The following is a 16,966-nucleotide window of genomic DNA, read 5'->3' on the forward strand; positions in this document are numbered from 1 at the left end:
TGTGCCTTTCAAGCACTGCGAGTAAGACTATACAGTTGACTCAAAAGTTCAAAAAGCACGAAAACACAAATAGAAACAAACTCTTACTACTTTGGCGCGAGCTCGTTCAAGTGCCGAGCGACCGCTAGCCAGGCGCCAATATACCCCAACAATAGTGCGCCCAGCAGCAGAGATAGACCATCGGCGAATGGCACCCCGCCGAGGGCAAAATCACTGCCGTAGAGCCCTGCCAGCCGCACCACGGCGCCATTCAGCCAGTCCAGGCCGAAGGCCAGCACCGCCCAGGCGAGCAACCCGGCGCCCAAACCATAGAGCGCGCCCATATAGAGGAAGGGCCGGCGCACATAGCTGTCGGTACCGCCGACCAGCTTGATCACCTCGATCTCCGTGCGGCGGTTCTCGATATGCAGACGAATGGTGTTACCTATGACCAACAGCAGCGCCATCACCAGCAACAGGGTCAGACCGAAGACGAAGCGCTCACCGAGCTTGAGGATCGCGCTCAGGCGCTCCACCCAGAGCAGATCGAGCTGCGCCTGCTGCACCTTCGGCAACTCCGCCAGACGCAGACGCAAGGCCTCCAACCCGGCTTTATCGACTTCCTTCGGCGTGACCAGAATCACCCCCGGCAGCGGATTTTGCGGCAACTCCTTGAGCGCCTCGCCGAGGCCCGACTGCTGCTGAAACTCCGCCAGCGCCTGCTCGCGGCTGATCCACTCGGACTCGGCGACATCCGCCATCTCGGCGATCTGCGCCCGCAGCTGTTCGCCTTCGGCATCGCTGGCATCGATCTGCATGAACAGGGAAATCTGCGCGGCGCGCTGCCAGGAGCCACCGAGGCGCTCGACGTTATTCAGCAGCAGGGAAAGCCCCATCGGCAGGCTCAGGGCGATGGCCATCACCAAGCAGGTGAAGAAACTGCCGATCGGCTGCTTGCCCAACCGGCGCAGGCTATCGACCAGGCTGAAACGATGGCTTTCCAACCAGGCGTGCAGCAGGGTGCGGAAGTCCGGGCCGCCGTCGTGTTTCCTATCGGCTTTCTTCGGCGCAGCGCCTACGCGCTCGGCCGCGGACGACGGCTCTTGTGGGTTGCGAGTCGCACTCATTAGCCGGCCTCCCCATCGCCAATCAAACGGCCGCGCTGCAAGGTCAGCATGCGATGGCGCATGCGGGCGATCAACGCCAGATCGTGACTGGCGATCAGTACGCTGGTGCCCAAGCGATTGATGTCTTCGAATACGCCCATGATCTCCGCCGCCAGCCGCGGGTCGAGGTTACCGGTGGGTTCGTCCGCCAGCAGCAAGGCCGGGCGATGGACTACCGCACGGGCGATACCGACCCGCTGTTGCTGGCCGGTGGATAGATCACCGGGAAACAAATCCGTCTTGTCCGACAGCGCCACGCGCTCCAGCGCCGCATCGACCCGCTTGGCGATCTCCGGCTTGGACAGGCCGAGAATCTGCAGCGGCAAGGCGACGTTGTTGAACACGGTACGGTCGAACAGCAGTTGATGGTTCTGGAATACGACGCCTATCTGCCGACGCAGGAAGGGAATCTGCGCGGTGGTGATCTGCGCCAGATCCTGTCCGGCCAGCAGCAGCTTGCCGGTGGTCGGCCGCTCCATCGCCAGGATCAGCCGCAGCAAGGTACTTTTGCCGGCACCGGAGTGCCCGGTGACGAACAGAAACTCGCCACGCCGCACGCGGAAACTCAGCTCGTGCAGGCCGACATGGCTATTGGCATAGCGTTTACCGACCTGCTCAAAGCGAATCATGCGTGCTCCCGCTCGGCGAACAAGGCCTGCACGAAGGCCTCGGCTTCAAAGGTACGGAGATCGTCGATGCTTTCACCGACGCCGATATAGCGAATCGGCAGGCCAAACTGCTTGGCCAGGGCGAAGATCACCCCGCCCTTGGCCGTGCCATCCAGCTTGGTCAGCGCCAGACCGGTCAAGCTCACGGTCTGGTTGAACTGCTTGGCCTGGTTGATGGCGTTCTGCCCGGTGCCGGCGTCCAGCACCAGCAGCACTTCGTGCGGGGCCGCCTCATCGAGCTTGCCGATCACTCGGCGGACCTTCTTCAGCTCTTCCATCAAATTGTCTTTGGTGTGCAGGCGCCCGGCGGTATCGGCGATCAGCACATCCATGCCGCGTGCCGTGGCGGCCTGCACCGCATCGAAGATCACCGACGCGGAGTCCGCGCCGGTGTGCTGGGCGATCACCGCGATCTGGTTGCGCTCGCCCCAGACCTGCAATTGCTCGACGGCGGCGGCGCGGAAGGTATCGCCGGCGGCGAGCATGACTTTCTTGCCTTCCAGCTGCAGTTTTTTCGCCAACTTGCCGATGGTGGTGGTTTTCCCGGCACCGTTCACGCCGACCACCAGAATCACGAATGGCTTCTGCTGCGGATTGATCCGCAGCGGCTGTTCGACCGGCTTGAGCAAGGCCGTCAACTCTTCCTGCAAGGCTTTATACAGAGCGCCACTGTCGGTCAGCTGCTTGCGCGCGACCCTTTGCGTCAGGCTCTGGATGATCGCGGTGGTGGCTTCGACGCCCACGTCGGCGATCAGCAGATGGGTTTCGATCTCGTCGAGCAGCTCGTCATCGATGGCTTTCTTGCCGAGGAACAGGCTGGCCATGCCCTCGCCGAGGTTGGCGCTGGTCTTCGACAGCCCCTGTTTCAGACGCGCGAAGAAGCCGGCTTTAGTTTCCTCGACACTGGCGGCCGGGCTGGTGACGCTAGCCGGTGCGGGCGTTAGCGGCACCGGCGGCGCAACCGGCGGAGCAGTTTCGAGCGTTGCGAGCATTGCCGGCGCAGTTGTTGCCGGCGCTGCTGCCGGGCTCGGTGCCTGGCTCTCGGGCGCCTTGAAGCGGGCGAAAAAGCCTGGCTTGGCGGCCTCTTCTGCGGTTGCGAGAGCGGGCTGGGCCGGCGTTGGCACGCGACTGTCGGGCACCACTGGAGCGGCGGCGGGCGGCTCGGCAGGGCTAAGCGGCGGCGGGCTGGCCGGCGGCTCTGGCGCCAGGCTCGGTTCAGCCGCTGGCGGCGACTCGGCCGTCAAGGTCGGCGCAACCGGGCTGCTGGCAGGCACCACTACAACCGGCTCGGGCGTGGCGGGCCGTGGCTGGGCCGCCGCCTCGGCAGCAGTCTCCTGCGGTTTTTTACGCAGCCAGCCGAACAGGCTCTTCTTCTCTCCGGCTTCGGCCGGAGCTTGCTCTCCAGCCGCGGCTGGAGTCTTCTTATCGTCGTGGGAACCAAACATGGAGGACGGCTATCTCAAAGGAGCGACGCGCCGACAGGGCAAAAACCCAACAGCCGTGGCCGCCAGTAAAACGGATGAGTATCCTAGCACCTCCGCGCCCGCCGACGCTAAGACCACGCGGGCCGCCCGACAGGTCGACCTCTTACATGAAAATGCTTGCCCGCCGCGCCGCCGGTCTGCTGCTCGCGGTCCTCTGCGTGCCGCTGACGACACTGGCCGCAGAACCTCAGCCGACTCACGAATTCAGCCTGGAGAATGGCCTCAAGGTCATAGTCCGCGAGGATCACCGCGCCCCGGTGGTGGTTTCGCAGATCTGGTACAAGGTCGGCTCCAGCTACGAAACGCCGGGCCAGACCGGCCTTTCCCATGCCCTCGAACACATGATGTTCAAGGGCAGCCGCAAGCTCGGCCCCGGTGAAGCCTCGCGCGTGCTGCGCGAGCTGGGTGCCGAGGAGAACGCCTTTACCAGCGACGACTACACCGCCTATTACCAGGTGCTGGCGCGCGACCGCCTGAGCGTGGCCTTCGAGCTGGAGGCCGACCGCCTGGCCAGCCTGCGCCTGCCACCGGAGGAGTTCAGCCGCGAGATCGAGGTCATAAAGGAAGAGCGGCGCCTGCGCACCGACGACAAGCCCAGCGCGCTGGCCTATGAACGTTTCAAGGCCCTGGCTTACCCCGCCAGCGGTTATCACACGCCGACCATCGGCTGGATGGCCGACCTCAAGCGCATGACGGTGGAGGAACTGCGCGCCTGGTACGAAACCTGGTACGCGCCGAATAACGCCACCCTGGTGGTGGTCGGCGACGTCACCCGCGACGAGGTGAAGACCCTCGCCGAACGCTATTTCGGCCCCATCCCCCGCCGCGCAGTGCCGAGTGCGAAGCCGCCGGTAGAGCTGGCCAAACCGGGCGAGCGGCGCATTCGCCTGCACCTGCAGACCCAGTTGCCGAGCCTGCTGATGGGCTTTAACGTGCCGGGCCTGGCGAGCGCCAAGAATGCCCGCGCTGTGCATGCCCTGCGGCTGATCTCCGCGCTGCTCGACGGCGGCTACAGTGCGCGCTTACCGGCCCGCCTGGAACGCGGCGAAGAGCTGGTGTCCGGCGCCTCGGCCTATTACGACGCCTATACCCGCGGCGACAGCCTGTTCGTGCTGTCCGCCACCCCGAATGGGCAAACCGGCAAAACCCTGCAAGACACCGAAGCCGGCCTCTGGCGGCAACTCGACGACCTCAAGCAGAACCCGCCGTCCGCCGAGGAACTGCAGCGCGTGCGCGCCCAGGTGATTGCCGGGCTGGTCTACGAGCGCGACTCCATCACCAGCCAGGCCACCACCATCGGCGAACTGGAAACCGTCGGCCTGTCCTGGAAGCTGATGGATGAAGATCTTGCCAGCCTGGAGGCGGTGACCGCCGCCGACATCCAGCAAGCGGCCCGCACCTACTTCACCCGCGAGCGCCTGAGCGTCGCCGAGATTCTGCCGAAGGAAGCTTCCCATGAGTGAACGCAACGGTCTGCGTTACGGCCTGCTCGGCCTGGCCTTGATGGTGCTGCTGGCAATGCTGGCCTTCCTTATCAGCCGCCCAGCCCAAGGCCCGACCGCCCCGGCAGCGGCGCCTAGCACTCAATTGCAATCGCTGGCCACCCTCAACGGCCAGGCGCCCAGCCACCGTGACCTGGAGATTCAGACCTGGCAGACCGCCGAGGGCGCCAAGGTGCTGTTCGTCGAGGCGCACCAATTACCGATGTTCGATCTGCGTCTGACCTTCGCCGCCGGCAGCAGCCAGGACGCCGACACCCCCGGCCTGGCCATGCTGACCAACGCCATGCTCAACGAAGGCGTGGCCGGCAAGGACGTCAGCGCCATCGCCGAAGGCTTTGAAAACCTGGGTGCCGGCTTCGGCAACGGCGCCTATCGCGACATGGCCGTCGCCAGCCTGCGCAGCCTGACCGCCGGCGACAAACGCGAAGCGGCGCTGCAACTGTTCGCCCAGGTCATCGGCCAGCCGAGCTTCCCCGCCGACTCCCTGGCGCGGATCAAGAACCAAATGCTGGTCGGCTTCGAATATCAGAAGCAGAACCCCGGCAAGCTGGCCAGCCTGGAGCTGTTCAAGCGGCTCTATGGCGAGCATCCCTATGCCTATTCCAGCGAAGGCAACGCGCAGTCGATTCCAGCTATCGGCGTCGCGCAGCTGCGTGCCTTCCACCGCAAGGCCTACGCCGCCGGGAATGTGGTGATCGCGCTGGTGGGCGACCTTTCGCGCGCCGAAGCCGAAGCCCTGACGGCGCAGGTTTCCGCCGCACTGCCGAAAGGTCCGGCGCTGGCCAAAGTGGCCCAGCCGCAGGAGCCGAAAGCCGGCCCCAGCCGTATCGAGTTCCCCTCGAAACAAACCACCCTATTGCTGGCCCAACTGGGTATCGACCGCCGCGACCCGGATTACGCGGCGCTGTACCTGGGTAATCAGATCCTCGGCGGTGGCGGTTTTGGTACCCGCCTGATGGAGGAAGTACGGGAAAAACGCGGACTGACCTACGGCATATCCTCCGGCTTCAGTGCCATGCAGGCGCGCGGGCCGTTTATGATCAGCCTGCAGACCCGCGCCGAACTCAGTGAAGGCACCCTGAAACTGGTGCAGGACATCCTCCGCGACTACCTGGTCAGCGGCCCGACGCAGAAGGAGTTGGATGACGCCAAGCGCGAACTGGCCGGCAGCTTCCCGCTGTCCACCGCGAGCAATGCCGACATAGTCGGTCAGCTGGGCGCCATTGGCTTCTACGACCTCCCGCTCACCCATCTGGAAGACTTTATGCGGCAGATCCAGGCGCTCGACGTCGCGCAGGTCAAAACCGCGATGGCCAAGCATCTGCAGCCGGACGCCCTGGTGATCGTCAGCGCCGGCCCGAACGTGCCACAGAAACCACTGCCGCCACCCACCGAGCATCCCGTCGAGCCACCGCTCGGCGTACCGGAGCACTGATGAGCCGTCCCGTGAAACCCAGCAACGTTCCAGCCCACGGCGGCCAAGGCCAGCTGCGGATCATCGCTGGCGAGTGGCGTAGTCGCCAGTTCAGCTTCCCGATGGCGCATGGCCTGCGGCCCACCCCGAACCGGGTGCGCGAGACCCTGTTCAACTGGCTTGCCGCCTATGTCGCCGGCGCCCGCGTGCTCGACCTGTTCGCCGGCAGCGGCGCGCTGTACCTGGAAGCCTTGTCGCGCGGCGCCAGCATGGCCTTGGCGCTGGACCTGAATGCGGCGGCCATCGCCAGCCTGCGTCAGGCGCTGGACACCCTCAAATGCGGCAACGGCCAGTTGCTGCACGGCGATGCCCTGCGTTACCTGGAAACTCAGCCGAGCAGCGCCTTCGACCTGGTGTTTCTCGACCCGCCGTTCGGCCAGAGCCTGCTGCTGCCGGCCTGCACCCTACTGGAAGAAAAAGGCTGGCTGGCCGACGACGCCTGGGTCTACACCGAAAGCGAAACCGCACCCTCGGGGCTTGGCCTGCCGGGCAACTGGCGACTGCACCGGGAGAACAAGGCCGGCCAGGTCTACTACGCGCTATGGCAACGCACGTCGTAGGGCGGGTTAGCCGCGCAGCGGCGTAACCCAGACTGGCGTTACCCATGTGTCCGGGCCAAACACCTAGGTTAACCAACCTACGACTGGTTTATAAACAAGGCTATGAGCACCCCCTTCAAACCCGCCTGGTGGCTGCCCGGCGCCCACCTGCAAACCCTGTGGAGCGCCATGTGCCGGCGGCCACCCGTGCTTGAGCGGCGGCGCGAGCGCCTGTGGCTGGCCGACGGCGACTTTCTCGATCTGGACTGGCACGGCCCCCATGCTGCCGAGGCGCCGCTGGTGCTGATCCTGCACGGGCTGACCGGTTCCTCCAGTTCGCTCTACGTCCTCGGCTTGCAGCAAAGCCTGGCCGCCCAGGGCTGGGCCAGTGCGGCACTGAATTGGCGCGGCTGTTCCGGCGAGCCGAACCTGTTACCCCGCGGCTATCACTCCGGGGTCAGCGAAGACCTCGCCGCCGCCATCGAGCACCTGCGCAGCCAGCGGCCGCTGGCGCCGCTGTATGCCGTCGGCTATTCGCTGGGCGGCAATGTGCTGCTCAAACACCTCGGCGAAACCGGCGCGGCTTGCGCGCTACAGGCGGCGGTGGCGGTATCGGTGCCGTTTCGCCTGGATCAATGCGCCGACCGCATCGGCATCGGCTTTTCCAAGGTCTACCAAACGCACTTTATGCGCGAAATGCTCGCCTATGTGCGCGACAAGCAGAAGCGCTTCAAGCAGGACGGCCAAGCCGAGCGCCTGGCCACCCTGGAGCAGCTCGGGCCACTGGACGGCATCCGCACCTTCTGGGATTTCGATGGCCGCATCACCGCGCCGCTGCACGGTTTTGCCGATGCCGAGGATTATTACCGGCGCGCGTCGAGCCGCTACTACCTCGGCACGATCACGATCCCGACTCTGCTGATCCAATCGACCGACGACCCCTTCGTATTCCGCCACAGCCTGCCGGAAGCCTCGGAGCTGGCCGCCAACACCACGCTCGAGCTGCACCCGCGCGGTGGCCACGTTGGTTTTATCGAAGGCTCCTTAGTACGTCCCGGCTATTACCTGGAGCGGCGCATTCCAGACTGGCTGGCGGAACAGGCGTCGGGCGAATAAATCACGCCCGGCGCGTCTAGCTCGGAATCACCAGCTCCAGCGGCACATAGAGCTTCCGGTACAGCGCCTGCACGGCCGCCTGCGCATCCGGCGCGACATAGCCGCCCTCCAGCGCCAAGACCTGATAGATGCCACGCCGCAGCATGTCCTCGCTGAGATCGCCCGGATCCCCGCGTGAAGTGCAGAGAAAGCGCACCCAGGACGTCATGATGATCCAGCTGTTGAGGGTCAGCGCCTCGATCTGCTGACGATCCATCAGCAGAATCCCCGCCTCGACGAAACCCTGATAGATCGCCTGCGCATGGCTCAGGCAGCGCTGGGAGAACAGCCGATACTGCGCCGCCAGCTCAGCATCGGATTCCAGCAGATGCTCGAGATCGCGATGCAGGAAGCGGTAGTACCACATGGCCGCCAGCAGCGCCTCCAGGTAGAAGGTCTTGTCTTCCACCGTCATGGCACGGCCTTGCGGGCGGCGCAAGAAGACGTCCACCTGCCGCTCATACTGGCTGAACAGCTCGGCGATGATCGCCTGCTTGTTGCGGAAGTAGTAATACAGGTTGCCCGGGGAAATCCCCAGGTGCGCGGCAATATGATTGGTCGTCACGTTGCGCTCGCCCTGGGCGTTGAACAGCTCCAGGCTGGCTTGGATGATGCGTTCGCGGGTTTTGATCGGCGCGGCCATGACTCGCCTCGATTGGCTTGCGGAGGGCACCGAGCGGAGCGGCGCCCGGCAAAGGTACACGGGGAAACGGCGCAAGTGTTACCCCCCGCACGGTGCTATGGCACTGGCTAGCTATTCGTTGGCTGTTCCGGCCGCCACAGCGCTGTAGCCCGAGTTGGCCACGCTGGGACGGTGGGTTACGGCCTGCGGCCTAACCCAGCCTACGTACTGCGCGTCGAGCAGCATGCCATTTGACAGATTAGAGTAATTGCTCTAAAAATCCAGCACGCACTTTCCATGAAGCCCCAAACCGCTATGCAAACGGTTTCCGGGTTTCCCCCGCCGGATCGCCGAGGAGCCGCAGCATGGTCGCCGACATCGCTTACCTACAACAGAGCCAGCAACAGATCGCCCAACTGGATGACCTGTTCAGCCGCCAGCGCGAGGCCTTCCGCGCCAACCCGATGCCCGCGGCAGAGCAGCGTAGGCAGTGGCTGAACGCCCTGCGTGAGTTGTTGCTCGGCGAGCAGGAGGCGTTGATCCAGGCGATTTCTCAGGACTTCAGCAACCGCGCCGCCGAGGAAACCTTGCTGGCGGAGATCATGCCCAGCGTGCAAGGCATCCATTACGCCCACAAGCGCATCAAGAAGTGGATGAAACCCTCGCGGCGCGCGGTCGGCCTGGCCTTCCAACCGGCCAGCGCCAAGGTGGTGTACCAGCCACTGGGCGTGGTCGGCGTCATAGTGCCGTGGAACTACCCGCTATTTCTCGCCGTCGGCCCGCTGGTCGGTGCCCTCGCGGCCGGCAACCGGGTCATGATCAAGATGAGCGAGTCGACGCCGGTCACCTCGCAATTGTTCAAAGACCTGCTGGCGCGAATCTTTCCGGAAGACCTGGTCGCCGTGGTGCTGGGCGAAGCGGAGGTCGGCATGGCCTTCTCCAAACTGCCCTTCGACCACCTGCTGTTCACCGGCGCCACCAGCATAGGCCGGCACGTGATGCGCGCCGCCGCGGAAAACCTGACCCCGGTCACCCTGGAATTGGGCGGCAAGTCGCCGGCGATCGTCTCGGCCGAAGTGCCGCTGCAGGATGCCGCCGAACGCATCGCCTTCGGCAAGACCATGAACGCCGGGCAGACCTGCGTGGCGCCTGACTACGTGCTGGTGCCGAAAGATCGCGTGGACGGCTTCGTCGCCGCCTATCGCCAGGCGGTGCAGGGTTTCTACCCGAGCCTGAAGGACAACCCGGACTACACCGCGATCATCAACGAGCGGCAGCTACAGCGCCTGCAGAGCTACCTGAGCGACGCCGAAAGCAAAGGCGCCGAGCTGATCCCCCTGTTCGCCGAAGGCCAGGGCCGACGCATGCCGCAGACCCTGCTGCTGAACGTCAGCGACGAGATGAAGATCATGCAGGACGAGATCTTCGGCCCGCTGCTGCCGATCGTGCCGTACGAGCGCATCGAGGAGGCCTTCGCCTACATCAACCACCGCCCACGGCCGCTGGCGCTCTACTACTTCGGCTACAACAAGGGCGAACAGCAACGCGTGCTGCACGAAACCCACGCCGGCGGTGTGTGCCTGAACGACACCTTGCTGCATGTGGCCCAAGACGACATGCCGTTTGGCGGTGTCGGCCCGTCCGGCATGGGCCACTACCACGGCCACGAAGGCTTCCTGACCTTCAGCAAGGCCAAAGGTGTGTTTATCAAACAGCGTTTCAACGCCGCCAAGCTGATCTACCCCCCCTACGGCAAGGCGCTGCAGAAGCTGGTGTACAAGCTGTTTATCCGTTAAGTCACCATTAGAGCGAGGTGCATAACCACAATGACTGACACCAGCTTCGACGCGCCGGGCCTGTCCCGCCGCGGCCTGCTCAAGGTTGGCCTGTTCGGCACAGCCTTGCTCGCCACCGCCGGGATCACCGCGACCCTCAGCGGTTGCTCGGCCAGTACTCCGGCCAGCGGCTTGAGCGTCCTGCGGGCCTCCGACCTGCCGTTCCTTAAGGCCCTGATCCCGGTACTGCTCGAAGGCGCCGTCGCCCCGGAGCAGATGCCGAACGCCATCGACGGCACGCTGCAGAGCCTCGACTACAGCCTCAATCGGTTGTCGCCGGAGCTGCTCAAGCTCACCGTGCAGCTGTTCGATGTACTCGCCCTGCCGATCACCCGCGGGCCGCTGACCGGGGTCTGGGGTAGCTGGGAAAACGCGTCTGGCGCAGAGGTGCGCAACTTCCTCAACCGCTGGCAAAACAGCTCCATCGGCCTGCTGAAGATGGGCCACAGCTCGCTACTGCAACTGGTGATGATGGCCTGGTACGGGCGCCCGGAATCCTGGGCGCATTGCGGCTATCCAGGGCCGCCGACGGTCTGAGCGCGCCGCCTTTACAACAAAAAATCATCAAGAGTCCTCTGAAACCGTAGCGAGCGGCTTGAGTGCAAGGAAGGATCGCAGCACGCAGCGAGGCAGTACTCGAAGTACGCCGAGTTGCGGACGAGAACCTGACGCCGCAATCGAGTCGCGCAGTAGGTTTCAGTGACTCCGAGGAATGACCTATGCCCGTCCCCGATTTGTTCGCCGAAGGCCTGGCCCGCGGCTGGAAAACCCATAACGGCTCGCGCCTGGAGCATGACCTGAACCTGGAAGCCGACGTCGCCATCATCGGCACGGGCGCCGGCGGCGGCACCACCGCGGAAATTCTCAGCGCCGCCGGGCTCAAGGTGCTGCTGATCGAAGAAGGGCCGCTGAAGACCAGCAGCGACTTCAAGATGCAGGAGGCCGAGGCCTATCCCAGCCTGTATCAGGAAGGCATAGGGCGGATGAGCAAGGACGGCGCCATCACCATCCTGCAGGGTCGCGCAGTCGGCGGCACCACGCTGGTCAACTGGACCTCGAGCTTCCGCACCCCCGACCCGACCCTGGAACACTGGGCCAAGGAGCACGGCGTCAAAGGCCATAGTCCGGCGCAGATGGCCCCCTGGTTCGAGCAGATGGAACAGCGCCTGGGCGTCGCGCCCTGGCTGCTGCCGCCCAATGCCAACAACGAGGTGATCCGCGCCGGCTGCGACAAGCTCGGTTACCACTGGAAGGTCATCCCGCGTAACGTCCGCGGCTGCTGGAACCTCGGTTACTGCGGCCTGGGCTGCCCGACCAACGCCAAGCAATCGATGCTGGTCACCAGCATTCCGGCGACCCTGGAGAAAGGCGGCGAGCTGCTCTATCTGGCGCGCGCCGAGCGTCTGCTGCTCGACGGCGAGCGGGTCAGCGGCATCGAATGCGTGGGCATGGACGAGCGCTGCGTGGCGCCGAACGGCCGCACCATCAGGGTCAAGGCCAAGCATTACGTGCTGGCTGGTGGCGGCATCAACAGCCCGGCGATCCTGCTGCGCTCCAAGGCGCCGGACCCGCACCAGCGGGCCGGCAAGCGCACCTTCCTGCACCTGGTGAACTTCTCCGCCGCGCAGTTCGAGCAGGTGATCAACCCGTTCTACGGCGCACCGCAGTCGATCTATTCCGACCACTTCCAGTGGGACGAGGGCCCGACCGGGCGCATGTCCTACAAACTGGAAGTTCCGCCCTTGCACCCGGCGCTGACCGCCACCCTGCTCGGCCGCTTCGGCGTCGACAACGCCTTGCGCATGGAACAGCTACCGCACACCAACATGATGCTGGCGCTGCTGCGCGACGGCTTCCACCCGGACAGCGCCGAAGGCAGGGTGGAGCTGCGCGGCGACGGCAGCCCGGTACTCGACTACCGAATGACCGACTACACCTGGGACGGCGTGCGCCGCGCCTTTCACACCATGGCCGAGATCCAGTTCGCCGCGGGGGCCAAGGCAGTGTTGCCGATGCACGCCGACGCCGACTACGTGAAAACGACCAAGCAAGCCCATGCGTTGATCGACAATCTGAGCCTGGAGCTGTATCGCACCCGCCTCGGCAGCGCCCACGTGATGGGCGGCTGCGCCATGGGCGAAGACCCGCAGCAGGCCGTTACCGACAGCCTCGGCCGCCACCACCAACTGAGCAACCTGTCGATCCACGACGGCTCGCTGTTCCCCACCAGCATCGGCGCCAACCCGCAGCTGTCGGTCTATGGCCTCACCGCCAAGCTGGCCACGGGCCTCGCCGAGCGGCTCGGCAAAGCGTAGGGCGGGTTAGCCGCGTAACGGCGTAACCCGCCATCGGCACCCGAGGTATAGCCTGCGCCGGCATTGGTGGATTGCTTCGCTGAATCCACCCTACGCCTGACTGGAAGCCGCCAGGGTGAAACCCAGCTGGGTTTCACCCTGGCCACCAAGATGCGCGCCTGCACCTCCTGACTTGGCCGGCGGGACCCTGCTGCGCTACCATCCGAATCCCCTACGGACTCCGCCAGGACGTCGCGATGAATCGAGTGTTGTACCCAGGTACCTTTGACCCCATCACCAAGGGCCATGGCGATCTCGTCGAGCGCGCTTCGCGCCTGTTCGATCAAGTGGTCATCGCGGTAGCCGCCAGCCCGAAGAAGAACCCGTTGTTTCCTCTGGAACAACGCGTAGAGCTGGCCCGCGAGGTCACCAAACATCTGCCGAACGTCGAGGTAGTGGGCTTCTCCACCCTGCTCGCGCACTTCGCCAAGGAGCAGAACGCTAATGTCTTCCTGCGCGGCCTGCGCGCCGTCTCCGACTTCGAGTACGAGTTCCAGCTGGCCAATATGAACCGGCAACTGGTGCCGGACGTGGAAAGCCTGTTCCTCACGCCATCGGAGAAGTATTCGTTTATTTCCTCCACGCTGGTGCGTGAAATCGCCGCCTTGGGTGGCGATATCACCAAGTTCGTCCACCCGATAGTGGCCGAGGCCCTGACCGAACGCTTCAAGCGCTAAGTCCGCCCGCCGGTAAGGCGCCCGGCCGAAAAATGCTCCCTGCATTTTCGGCATTTCCACCATCCGTGGCGGGCGCGTGCACTGCGGGCGCCGATGCGGCACAATTCACCGCATAGTTCCCCAATGTCGCGGCAACCGCCACGGCAGGAGTTGTTCCATGTCCCTGATCATCACCGACGACTGCATCAACTGCGACGTCTGCGAACCGGAGTGCCCGAACGGCGCCATCTCGCAGGGCGAAGAGATCTACGTCATCGATCCCAACCTGTGCACCGAATGCGTCGGCCACTACAACGAGCCGCAATGTCAGCAGGTCTGTCCGGTCGACTGCATCCCGCTCGACGCGGCCCATGTCGAGAGCAAAGACGAGCTGATGCAGAAATACCTGATCCTCACCGGCAAAGCCTGAACCCGTGAGCCGCCTGATCCGCGGCAGCTCGCCGGCCAGGGCGCTGTTCGGCGCCCTGCTGCTGTTTTGTGCCCTGCTCGCCCAGGCCGCGCCAACCCCCAAGCAAGCCGCCATCGCCAGCGCCCATCCCGCCGCCACAGTAGCGGGTTTGGAAACTCTGGCGGCGGGCGGTAACGCCTTCGACGCCGCCGTGGCGGTCAGCGCCGCCCTCGCCGTGGTCGAGCCCTATGGTTCGGGCCTCGGCGGTGGCGGCTTCTTTCTGCTGCGCGAGGCGGGCGAACCGCCGACCTACCGTTTTCTCGACGCCCGCGAACGGGCACCGCTGGCCGCCCACCCCGACCTGTACCGGCGCGGCGGCCAGGTGCAGCCGGCCTTATCCCTGGAGGGCGGCCTGGCGGCGGCCATTCCTGGCTTGCCCGCGGCCCTGGTGGAGTTGGCCCAGCGCTTCGGGCGCTTACGCCTGATCGACTCCCTGGCTCCGGCGATCCGCCTGGCGCGCGACGGCGTGTCCATCGACCGCGTCTACCGCGAGCGCGCCACCTGGCGCCTGGCGGCCTTGCGCGACGATGCGGAAAGCGCGCGGATCTTCCTCGATAAGGGCGCCGTCCCCGAGCAATGGAGCCTGCTGTGTCAGCCGGAACTCGCCGCCACCCTGGAACGCCTGGCCCGCTACGGTAAGGCCGGCTTCTATGCCGGCGAAACGGCGCAGAAACTGGTGAGCGGAGTCAGGGCGGCCGGCGGGATTTGGAGCCTCGCTGACCTGGAGCAATACCGCGTGGTGGAGCGCGCGCCGTTGCGCTACCCGCTGGCCGAGGGACGTGAGTTGATCAGCGCGCCGCCGCCCTCCGCCGGTGGCATCGCCCTGGCGCAAAGCCTGGCCATGCTGCAACAGCTGCCCTGGCGCCAGGCCGACAAGCTGCAGCGCAGTCACTATGTGGTGGAAGTGCTACGCCGCGCCTATCGCGACCGCGGCCTGCTCGGTGACCCGGACTTTATCGCCAACCCCATCGCCAAGTTGCTCGACAGTCGCTACCTGCAGCAGCTGGCGCGCGGCATCGACCCGCTGCAAGCCACACCCAGCAGCCGCCTGCCGCCGGCTCCGGCGTGGCGCGAAGGCGAGCACACCACCCATTTCGCGGTGCTCGACAGCGCCGGCAACGCCGTCGCCGCCACCCTCTCGGTCAACCTGCCATTTGGCGCCGCCTTCACCGTGCCGGGCACCGGTGTGCTGCTCAACGATGAGATGGACGACTTCGCCGCCAATCTCCAAGGCGCCAATGCCTACGGCCTGAGCGCTAGCCAGGCCAATGCCATCGCCGCCGGTAAACGCCCACTGTCGAGCATGAGCCCGAGCTTTATCGAGAGCCCCAGCCAGTTCAGCGCGTTCGGCACCCCGGGCGGTAGCCGCATCCCCAGCATGGTGTTGCTGTCGATTCTCGAGTACCTGGACGGTCAGCCGCTGGCGAGCTGGCCGGCCGTACCGCGCTATCACCATCAATACCTGCCAGACCAGATCGAGTACGAGCCCGCGGCCTTCACCCCGGCAGAACTCACCGCCCTGCAAGCCCGCGGCTATCGGCTCAAAGCCGTGGAGCGCCGTTACGGGAATCAGCAGGTGCTGTTGTGGAACAAGGACAGCGCTAGCGTCGAGGCCGCCAGCGATCCACGCGGGATTGGCCAGGCTGCACTCTTCACGCCAAACGCAGAGACCAAAAAGCCGGTCGATTGACCGGCTTCTTCAGCGTTACTACCTGTTCAGTACTACCTGATCAGTCTTGTTTGTAGCCGCTGGTGGTGCAACCCAGGCAGCGCACAAACGCCTCCTTACCCGGTACTGCAATCAGCTCTTGCGCGGCTTCACCGACATTGCCACCCAACGCCGTGAACGGCAGGCTGACGACAAAGGCCACTACGCCAATCGCCGTGGCGCCTATCAGCAATGGGCGGGCAATCAGCAAATCACCGATCATCGAATAGGCCGGAGGGGCCTCGACGACGTACGTCGGATCACCACTGGCATTCTGCTGCACCATTTCCGCCTGTGCCGGCAGCGCCAGGAGGCCAGTGGTCAGCGCCAAGACAACAGCGGTTGAGCGAAACAGGTTCATGAGTGCGATCCTTCAGCTATTCAGGGTGCGGTGGCTCTAACTATAACAGCGCTCGGGCGATTGTCAGCGTGACGGCCGTCAATCGCCGTAGAACGCGCATTGCGGCTTTTTCGGCAGATAAGGCGAATGGAAGCGCTCATTGCCACTGGGCCAGAAAGCCGGCCGATAACTTCAGCGTTGGCAACGCGGACAATAGACACTGGCGCGCTGGCCCAGACGAATCTCGCGCAAGGTGCTGCCGCAGGTCTTGCAGAACTCACCGCCGCGCCCGTACACGAACAACTCCTGCTGGAAGTAACCCGGCTGACCATCGCCGCCGACGAAATCCCGCAATGTGGTGCCGCCACATTCGATGGCGGCGGCGAGGATGCGTTTGATCTCCTGCGCCAACTTCAGATAACGCGCCCGCGAGATCGAGCCGGCCTCGCGGCGCGGGTCGATACCGGCGGCGAATAGCGCCTCGGTCGCGTAGATGTTGCCGACCCCGACCACCACCGCGTTATCCATGATGAACGGCTTGACCGCCATGCTTTTGCCGCGCGACAGCTGATACAGCCGCTCGCCGTCAAACAGCTCGGTCAACGGCTCAGGCCCCAGGCGCCGCAGCAGCTCGTGGTTAAGCGGGTCCGTACTCCAGAGCAGCGCACCGAAGCGCCGCGGATCGGTGTAACGCAGCGCCAGCCCGCACTCCAGGACGATATCCACATGCTCGTGCTTGGCCACCGGCGTATCGGCAGGCACCAGGCGCAAACTGCCGGACATGCCCAGGTGGCTGATCAACGTCCCCGCCTCGGCCTTGATCAGCAGGTACTTGGCGCGCCGCTCGACGCACTCGATGCGCTGCCCCGACAGGCGCACGTCGAGATCCTCGGGGATCGGCCAACGTAGACGCCGCTCACGCACTATCACCCGGCTGACGCGCTGGCCCTCGAGATAGGGCGCGATGCCGCGGCGGGTGGTTTCGACTTCGGGTAGCTCAGGCATAAAAGGCGGG

At 65.0% G+C, this 16,966-nt stretch carries 16 protein-coding genes; 10 read left to right on the forward strand and 6 right to left on the reverse strand.

The annotated features are described in order from the left end of the window. Positions 1-86 precede the first annotated feature (86 nt). Genes ftsX through ftsY form a run of 3 tightly spaced genes read right to left on the reverse strand, consistent with a single transcriptional unit; the run spans position 87 to position 3,258 of the window. Positions 87-1,106 (reverse strand): permease-like cell division protein FtsX, encoded by a 1,020-nt coding sequence (ftsX, locus tag FFS12_RS05730; RefSeq protein ID WP_137885948.1) that lies wholly within the window; start codon positions 1,104-1,106, stop codon positions 87-89. After that, the gene (gene ftsE, locus FFS12_RS05735) at positions 1,106-1,774 is read right to left on the reverse strand and encodes a cell division ATP-binding protein FtsE (protein WP_137885949.1); all 669 of its coding nucleotides are present in this window, start codon (positions 1,772-1,774) and stop codon (positions 1,106-1,108) included. Before ftsE ends, ftsX begins: the two co-directional genes overlap by 1 nt. Beyond that, positions 1,771-3,258, reverse strand: coding sequence for a signal recognition particle-docking protein FtsY (gene ftsY / locus FFS12_RS05740; protein WP_137885950.1), 1,488 nt, complete (start codon positions 3,256-3,258; stop codon positions 1,771-1,773). Before ftsY ends, ftsE begins: the two co-directional genes overlap by 4 nt. A 146-nt stretch (positions 3,259-3,404) precedes the next feature. On the opposite strand from ftsY, the gene FFS12_RS05745 reads away from it, so the two are divergent. From FFS12_RS05745 to FFS12_RS05760, 4 genes are all read left to right on the forward strand, one after another. Beyond that, complete coding sequence (locus tag FFS12_RS05745) at positions 3,405-4,760, forward strand: pitrilysin family protein (RefSeq protein WP_137885951.1); 1,356 nt, start codon at positions 3,405-3,407, stop codon at positions 4,758-4,760. Beyond that, a complete protein-coding gene (locus FFS12_RS05750; protein ID WP_137885952.1) occupies positions 4,753-6,234 on the forward strand; it encodes a pitrilysin family protein in 1,482 nt (493 codons plus the stop codon). The genes FFS12_RS05745 and FFS12_RS05750 overlap by 8 nt, the downstream gene beginning before the upstream one ends. Further along, positions 6,234-6,833 (forward strand): 16S rRNA (guanine(966)-N(2))-methyltransferase RsmD, encoded by a 600-nt coding sequence (gene rsmD / locus FFS12_RS05755; RefSeq protein ID WP_137885953.1) that lies wholly within the window; start codon positions 6,234-6,236, stop codon positions 6,831-6,833. Before FFS12_RS05750 ends, rsmD begins: the two co-directional genes overlap by 1 nt. Before the next feature lie 102 nt (positions 6,834-6,935). After that, complete coding sequence (locus FFS12_RS05760) at positions 6,936-7,928, forward strand: hydrolase (protein ID WP_137885954.1); 993 nt, start codon at positions 6,936-6,938, stop codon at positions 7,926-7,928. Between the two features lie 16 nt (positions 7,929-7,944). Here FFS12_RS05760 and FFS12_RS05765 read toward each other — a convergent pair whose 3' ends face one another. Continuing rightward, positions 7,945-8,610, reverse strand: a complete 666-nt coding sequence (locus FFS12_RS05765) for a TetR/AcrR family transcriptional regulator (RefSeq protein ID WP_137885955.1) — start codon at positions 8,608-8,610, stop codon at positions 7,945-7,947. Positions 8,611-8,954: 344 nt separating this feature from the next. Here FFS12_RS05765 and FFS12_RS05770 point away from each other — a divergent pair, with 344 nt between their 5' ends. The 6 genes from FFS12_RS05770 (at position 8,955) to ggt (ending at position 15,593) form a co-directional block, all read left to right on the forward strand. Then, positions 8,955-10,385: a coniferyl aldehyde dehydrogenase gene (locus tag FFS12_RS05770; RefSeq protein ID WP_137885956.1), complete on the forward strand. Its 1,431-nt coding sequence runs from the start codon at positions 8,955-8,957 to the stop codon at positions 10,383-10,385. A gap of 30 nt (positions 10,386-10,415) precedes the next feature. After that, on the forward strand, positions 10,416-10,961 hold the full coding sequence (locus tag FFS12_RS05775; RefSeq protein WP_137885957.1) for a twin-arginine translocation pathway signal protein: 546 nt from the start codon (positions 10,416-10,418) through the stop codon (positions 10,959-10,961). A gap of 182 nt (positions 10,962-11,143) precedes the next feature. Next, entirely contained in the window at positions 11,144-12,739 is a 1,596-nt protein-coding gene (locus tag FFS12_RS05780) for a GMC family oxidoreductase (RefSeq protein ID WP_137885958.1), read from the forward strand. Between the two features lie 236 nt (positions 12,740-12,975). After that, the gene (gene coaD / locus FFS12_RS05785; protein WP_137885959.1) at positions 12,976-13,455 is read left to right on the forward strand and encodes a pantetheine-phosphate adenylyltransferase; all 480 of its coding nucleotides are present in this window, start codon (positions 12,976-12,978) and stop codon (positions 13,453-13,455) included. Positions 13,456-13,612: 157 nt separating this feature from the next. Then, complete coding sequence (locus FFS12_RS05790) at positions 13,613-13,864, forward strand: YfhL family 4Fe-4S dicluster ferredoxin (protein ID WP_137885960.1); 252 nt, start codon at positions 13,613-13,615, stop codon at positions 13,862-13,864. A gap of 4 nt (positions 13,865-13,868) precedes the next feature. Next, the gene (ggt, locus tag FFS12_RS05795) at positions 13,869-15,593 is read left to right on the forward strand and encodes a gamma-glutamyltransferase (RefSeq protein ID WP_372239451.1); all 1,725 of its coding nucleotides are present in this window, start codon (positions 13,869-13,871) and stop codon (positions 15,591-15,593) included. 40 nt (positions 15,594-15,633) lie between these two features. Here ggt and FFS12_RS05800 read toward each other — a convergent pair whose 3' ends face one another. Continuing rightward, positions 15,634-15,972 carry a multidrug transporter gene (locus tag FFS12_RS05800; protein WP_137885961.1) on the reverse strand — a complete coding sequence of 113 codons (339 nt, stop codon included), beginning with the start codon at positions 15,970-15,972 and terminating at the stop codon, positions 15,634-15,636. A gap of 171 nt (positions 15,973-16,143) precedes the next feature. Then, positions 16,144-16,956, reverse strand: coding sequence for a bifunctional DNA-formamidopyrimidine glycosylase/DNA-(apurinic or apyrimidinic site) lyase (mutM, locus tag FFS12_RS05805; RefSeq protein ID WP_137885962.1), 813 nt, complete (start codon positions 16,954-16,956; stop codon positions 16,144-16,146). Positions 16,957-16,966: the final 10 nt, after the last annotated feature.

Source organism: Pseudomonas sp. 2FE (assembly GCF_005503735.1).
Taxonomy (GTDB): domain Bacteria; phylum Pseudomonadota; class Gammaproteobacteria; order Pseudomonadales; family Pseudomonadaceae; genus Aquipseudomonas.

Bases quoted from the DNA above. Each gene is read 5' to 3' on its own strand.
- ftsX (WP_137885948.1), bottom strand. From the start codon at position 1,106: ATGAGTGCGACTCGCAACCCACAAGAGCCGTCGTCCGCGGCCGAGCGC.
- ftsE (WP_137885949.1), bottom strand. From the start codon at position 1,774: ATGATTCGCTTTGAGCAGGTCGGTAAACGCTATGCCAATAGCCATGTC.
- ftsY (WP_137885950.1), bottom strand. From the start codon at position 3,258: ATGTTTGGTTCCCACGACGATAAGAAGACTCCAGCCGCGGCTGGAGAG.
- FFS12_RS05745 (WP_137885951.1), top strand. From the start codon at position 3,405: ATGAAAATGCTTGCCCGCCGCGCCGCCGGTCTGCTGCTCGCGGTCCTC.
- FFS12_RS05750 (WP_137885952.1), top strand. From the start codon at position 4,753: ATGAGTGAACGCAACGGTCTGCGTTACGGCCTGCTCGGCCTGGCCTTG.
- rsmD (WP_137885953.1), top strand. From the start codon at position 6,234: ATGAGCCGTCCCGTGAAACCCAGCAACGTTCCAGCCCACGGCGGCCAA.
- FFS12_RS05760 (WP_137885954.1), top strand. From the start codon at position 6,936: ATGAGCACCCCCTTCAAACCCGCCTGGTGGCTGCCCGGCGCCCACCTG.
- FFS12_RS05765 (WP_137885955.1), bottom strand. From the start codon at position 8,610: ATGGCCGCGCCGATCAAAACCCGCGAACGCATCATCCAAGCCAGCCTG.
- FFS12_RS05770 (WP_137885956.1), top strand. From the start codon at position 8,955: ATGGTCGCCGACATCGCTTACCTACAACAGAGCCAGCAACAGATCGCC.
- FFS12_RS05775 (WP_137885957.1), top strand. From the start codon at position 10,416: ATGACTGACACCAGCTTCGACGCGCCGGGCCTGTCCCGCCGCGGCCTG.
- FFS12_RS05780 (WP_137885958.1), top strand. From the start codon at position 11,144: ATGCCCGTCCCCGATTTGTTCGCCGAAGGCCTGGCCCGCGGCTGGAAA.
- coaD (WP_137885959.1), top strand. From the start codon at position 12,976: ATGAATCGAGTGTTGTACCCAGGTACCTTTGACCCCATCACCAAGGGC.
- FFS12_RS05790 (WP_137885960.1), top strand. From the start codon at position 13,613: ATGTCCCTGATCATCACCGACGACTGCATCAACTGCGACGTCTGCGAA.
- FFS12_RS05800 (WP_137885961.1), bottom strand. From the start codon at position 15,972: ATGAACCTGTTTCGCTCAACCGCTGTTGTCTTGGCGCTGACCACTGGC.
- mutM (WP_137885962.1), bottom strand. From the start codon at position 16,956: ATGCCTGAGCTACCCGAAGTCGAAACCACCCGCCGCGGCATCGCGCCC.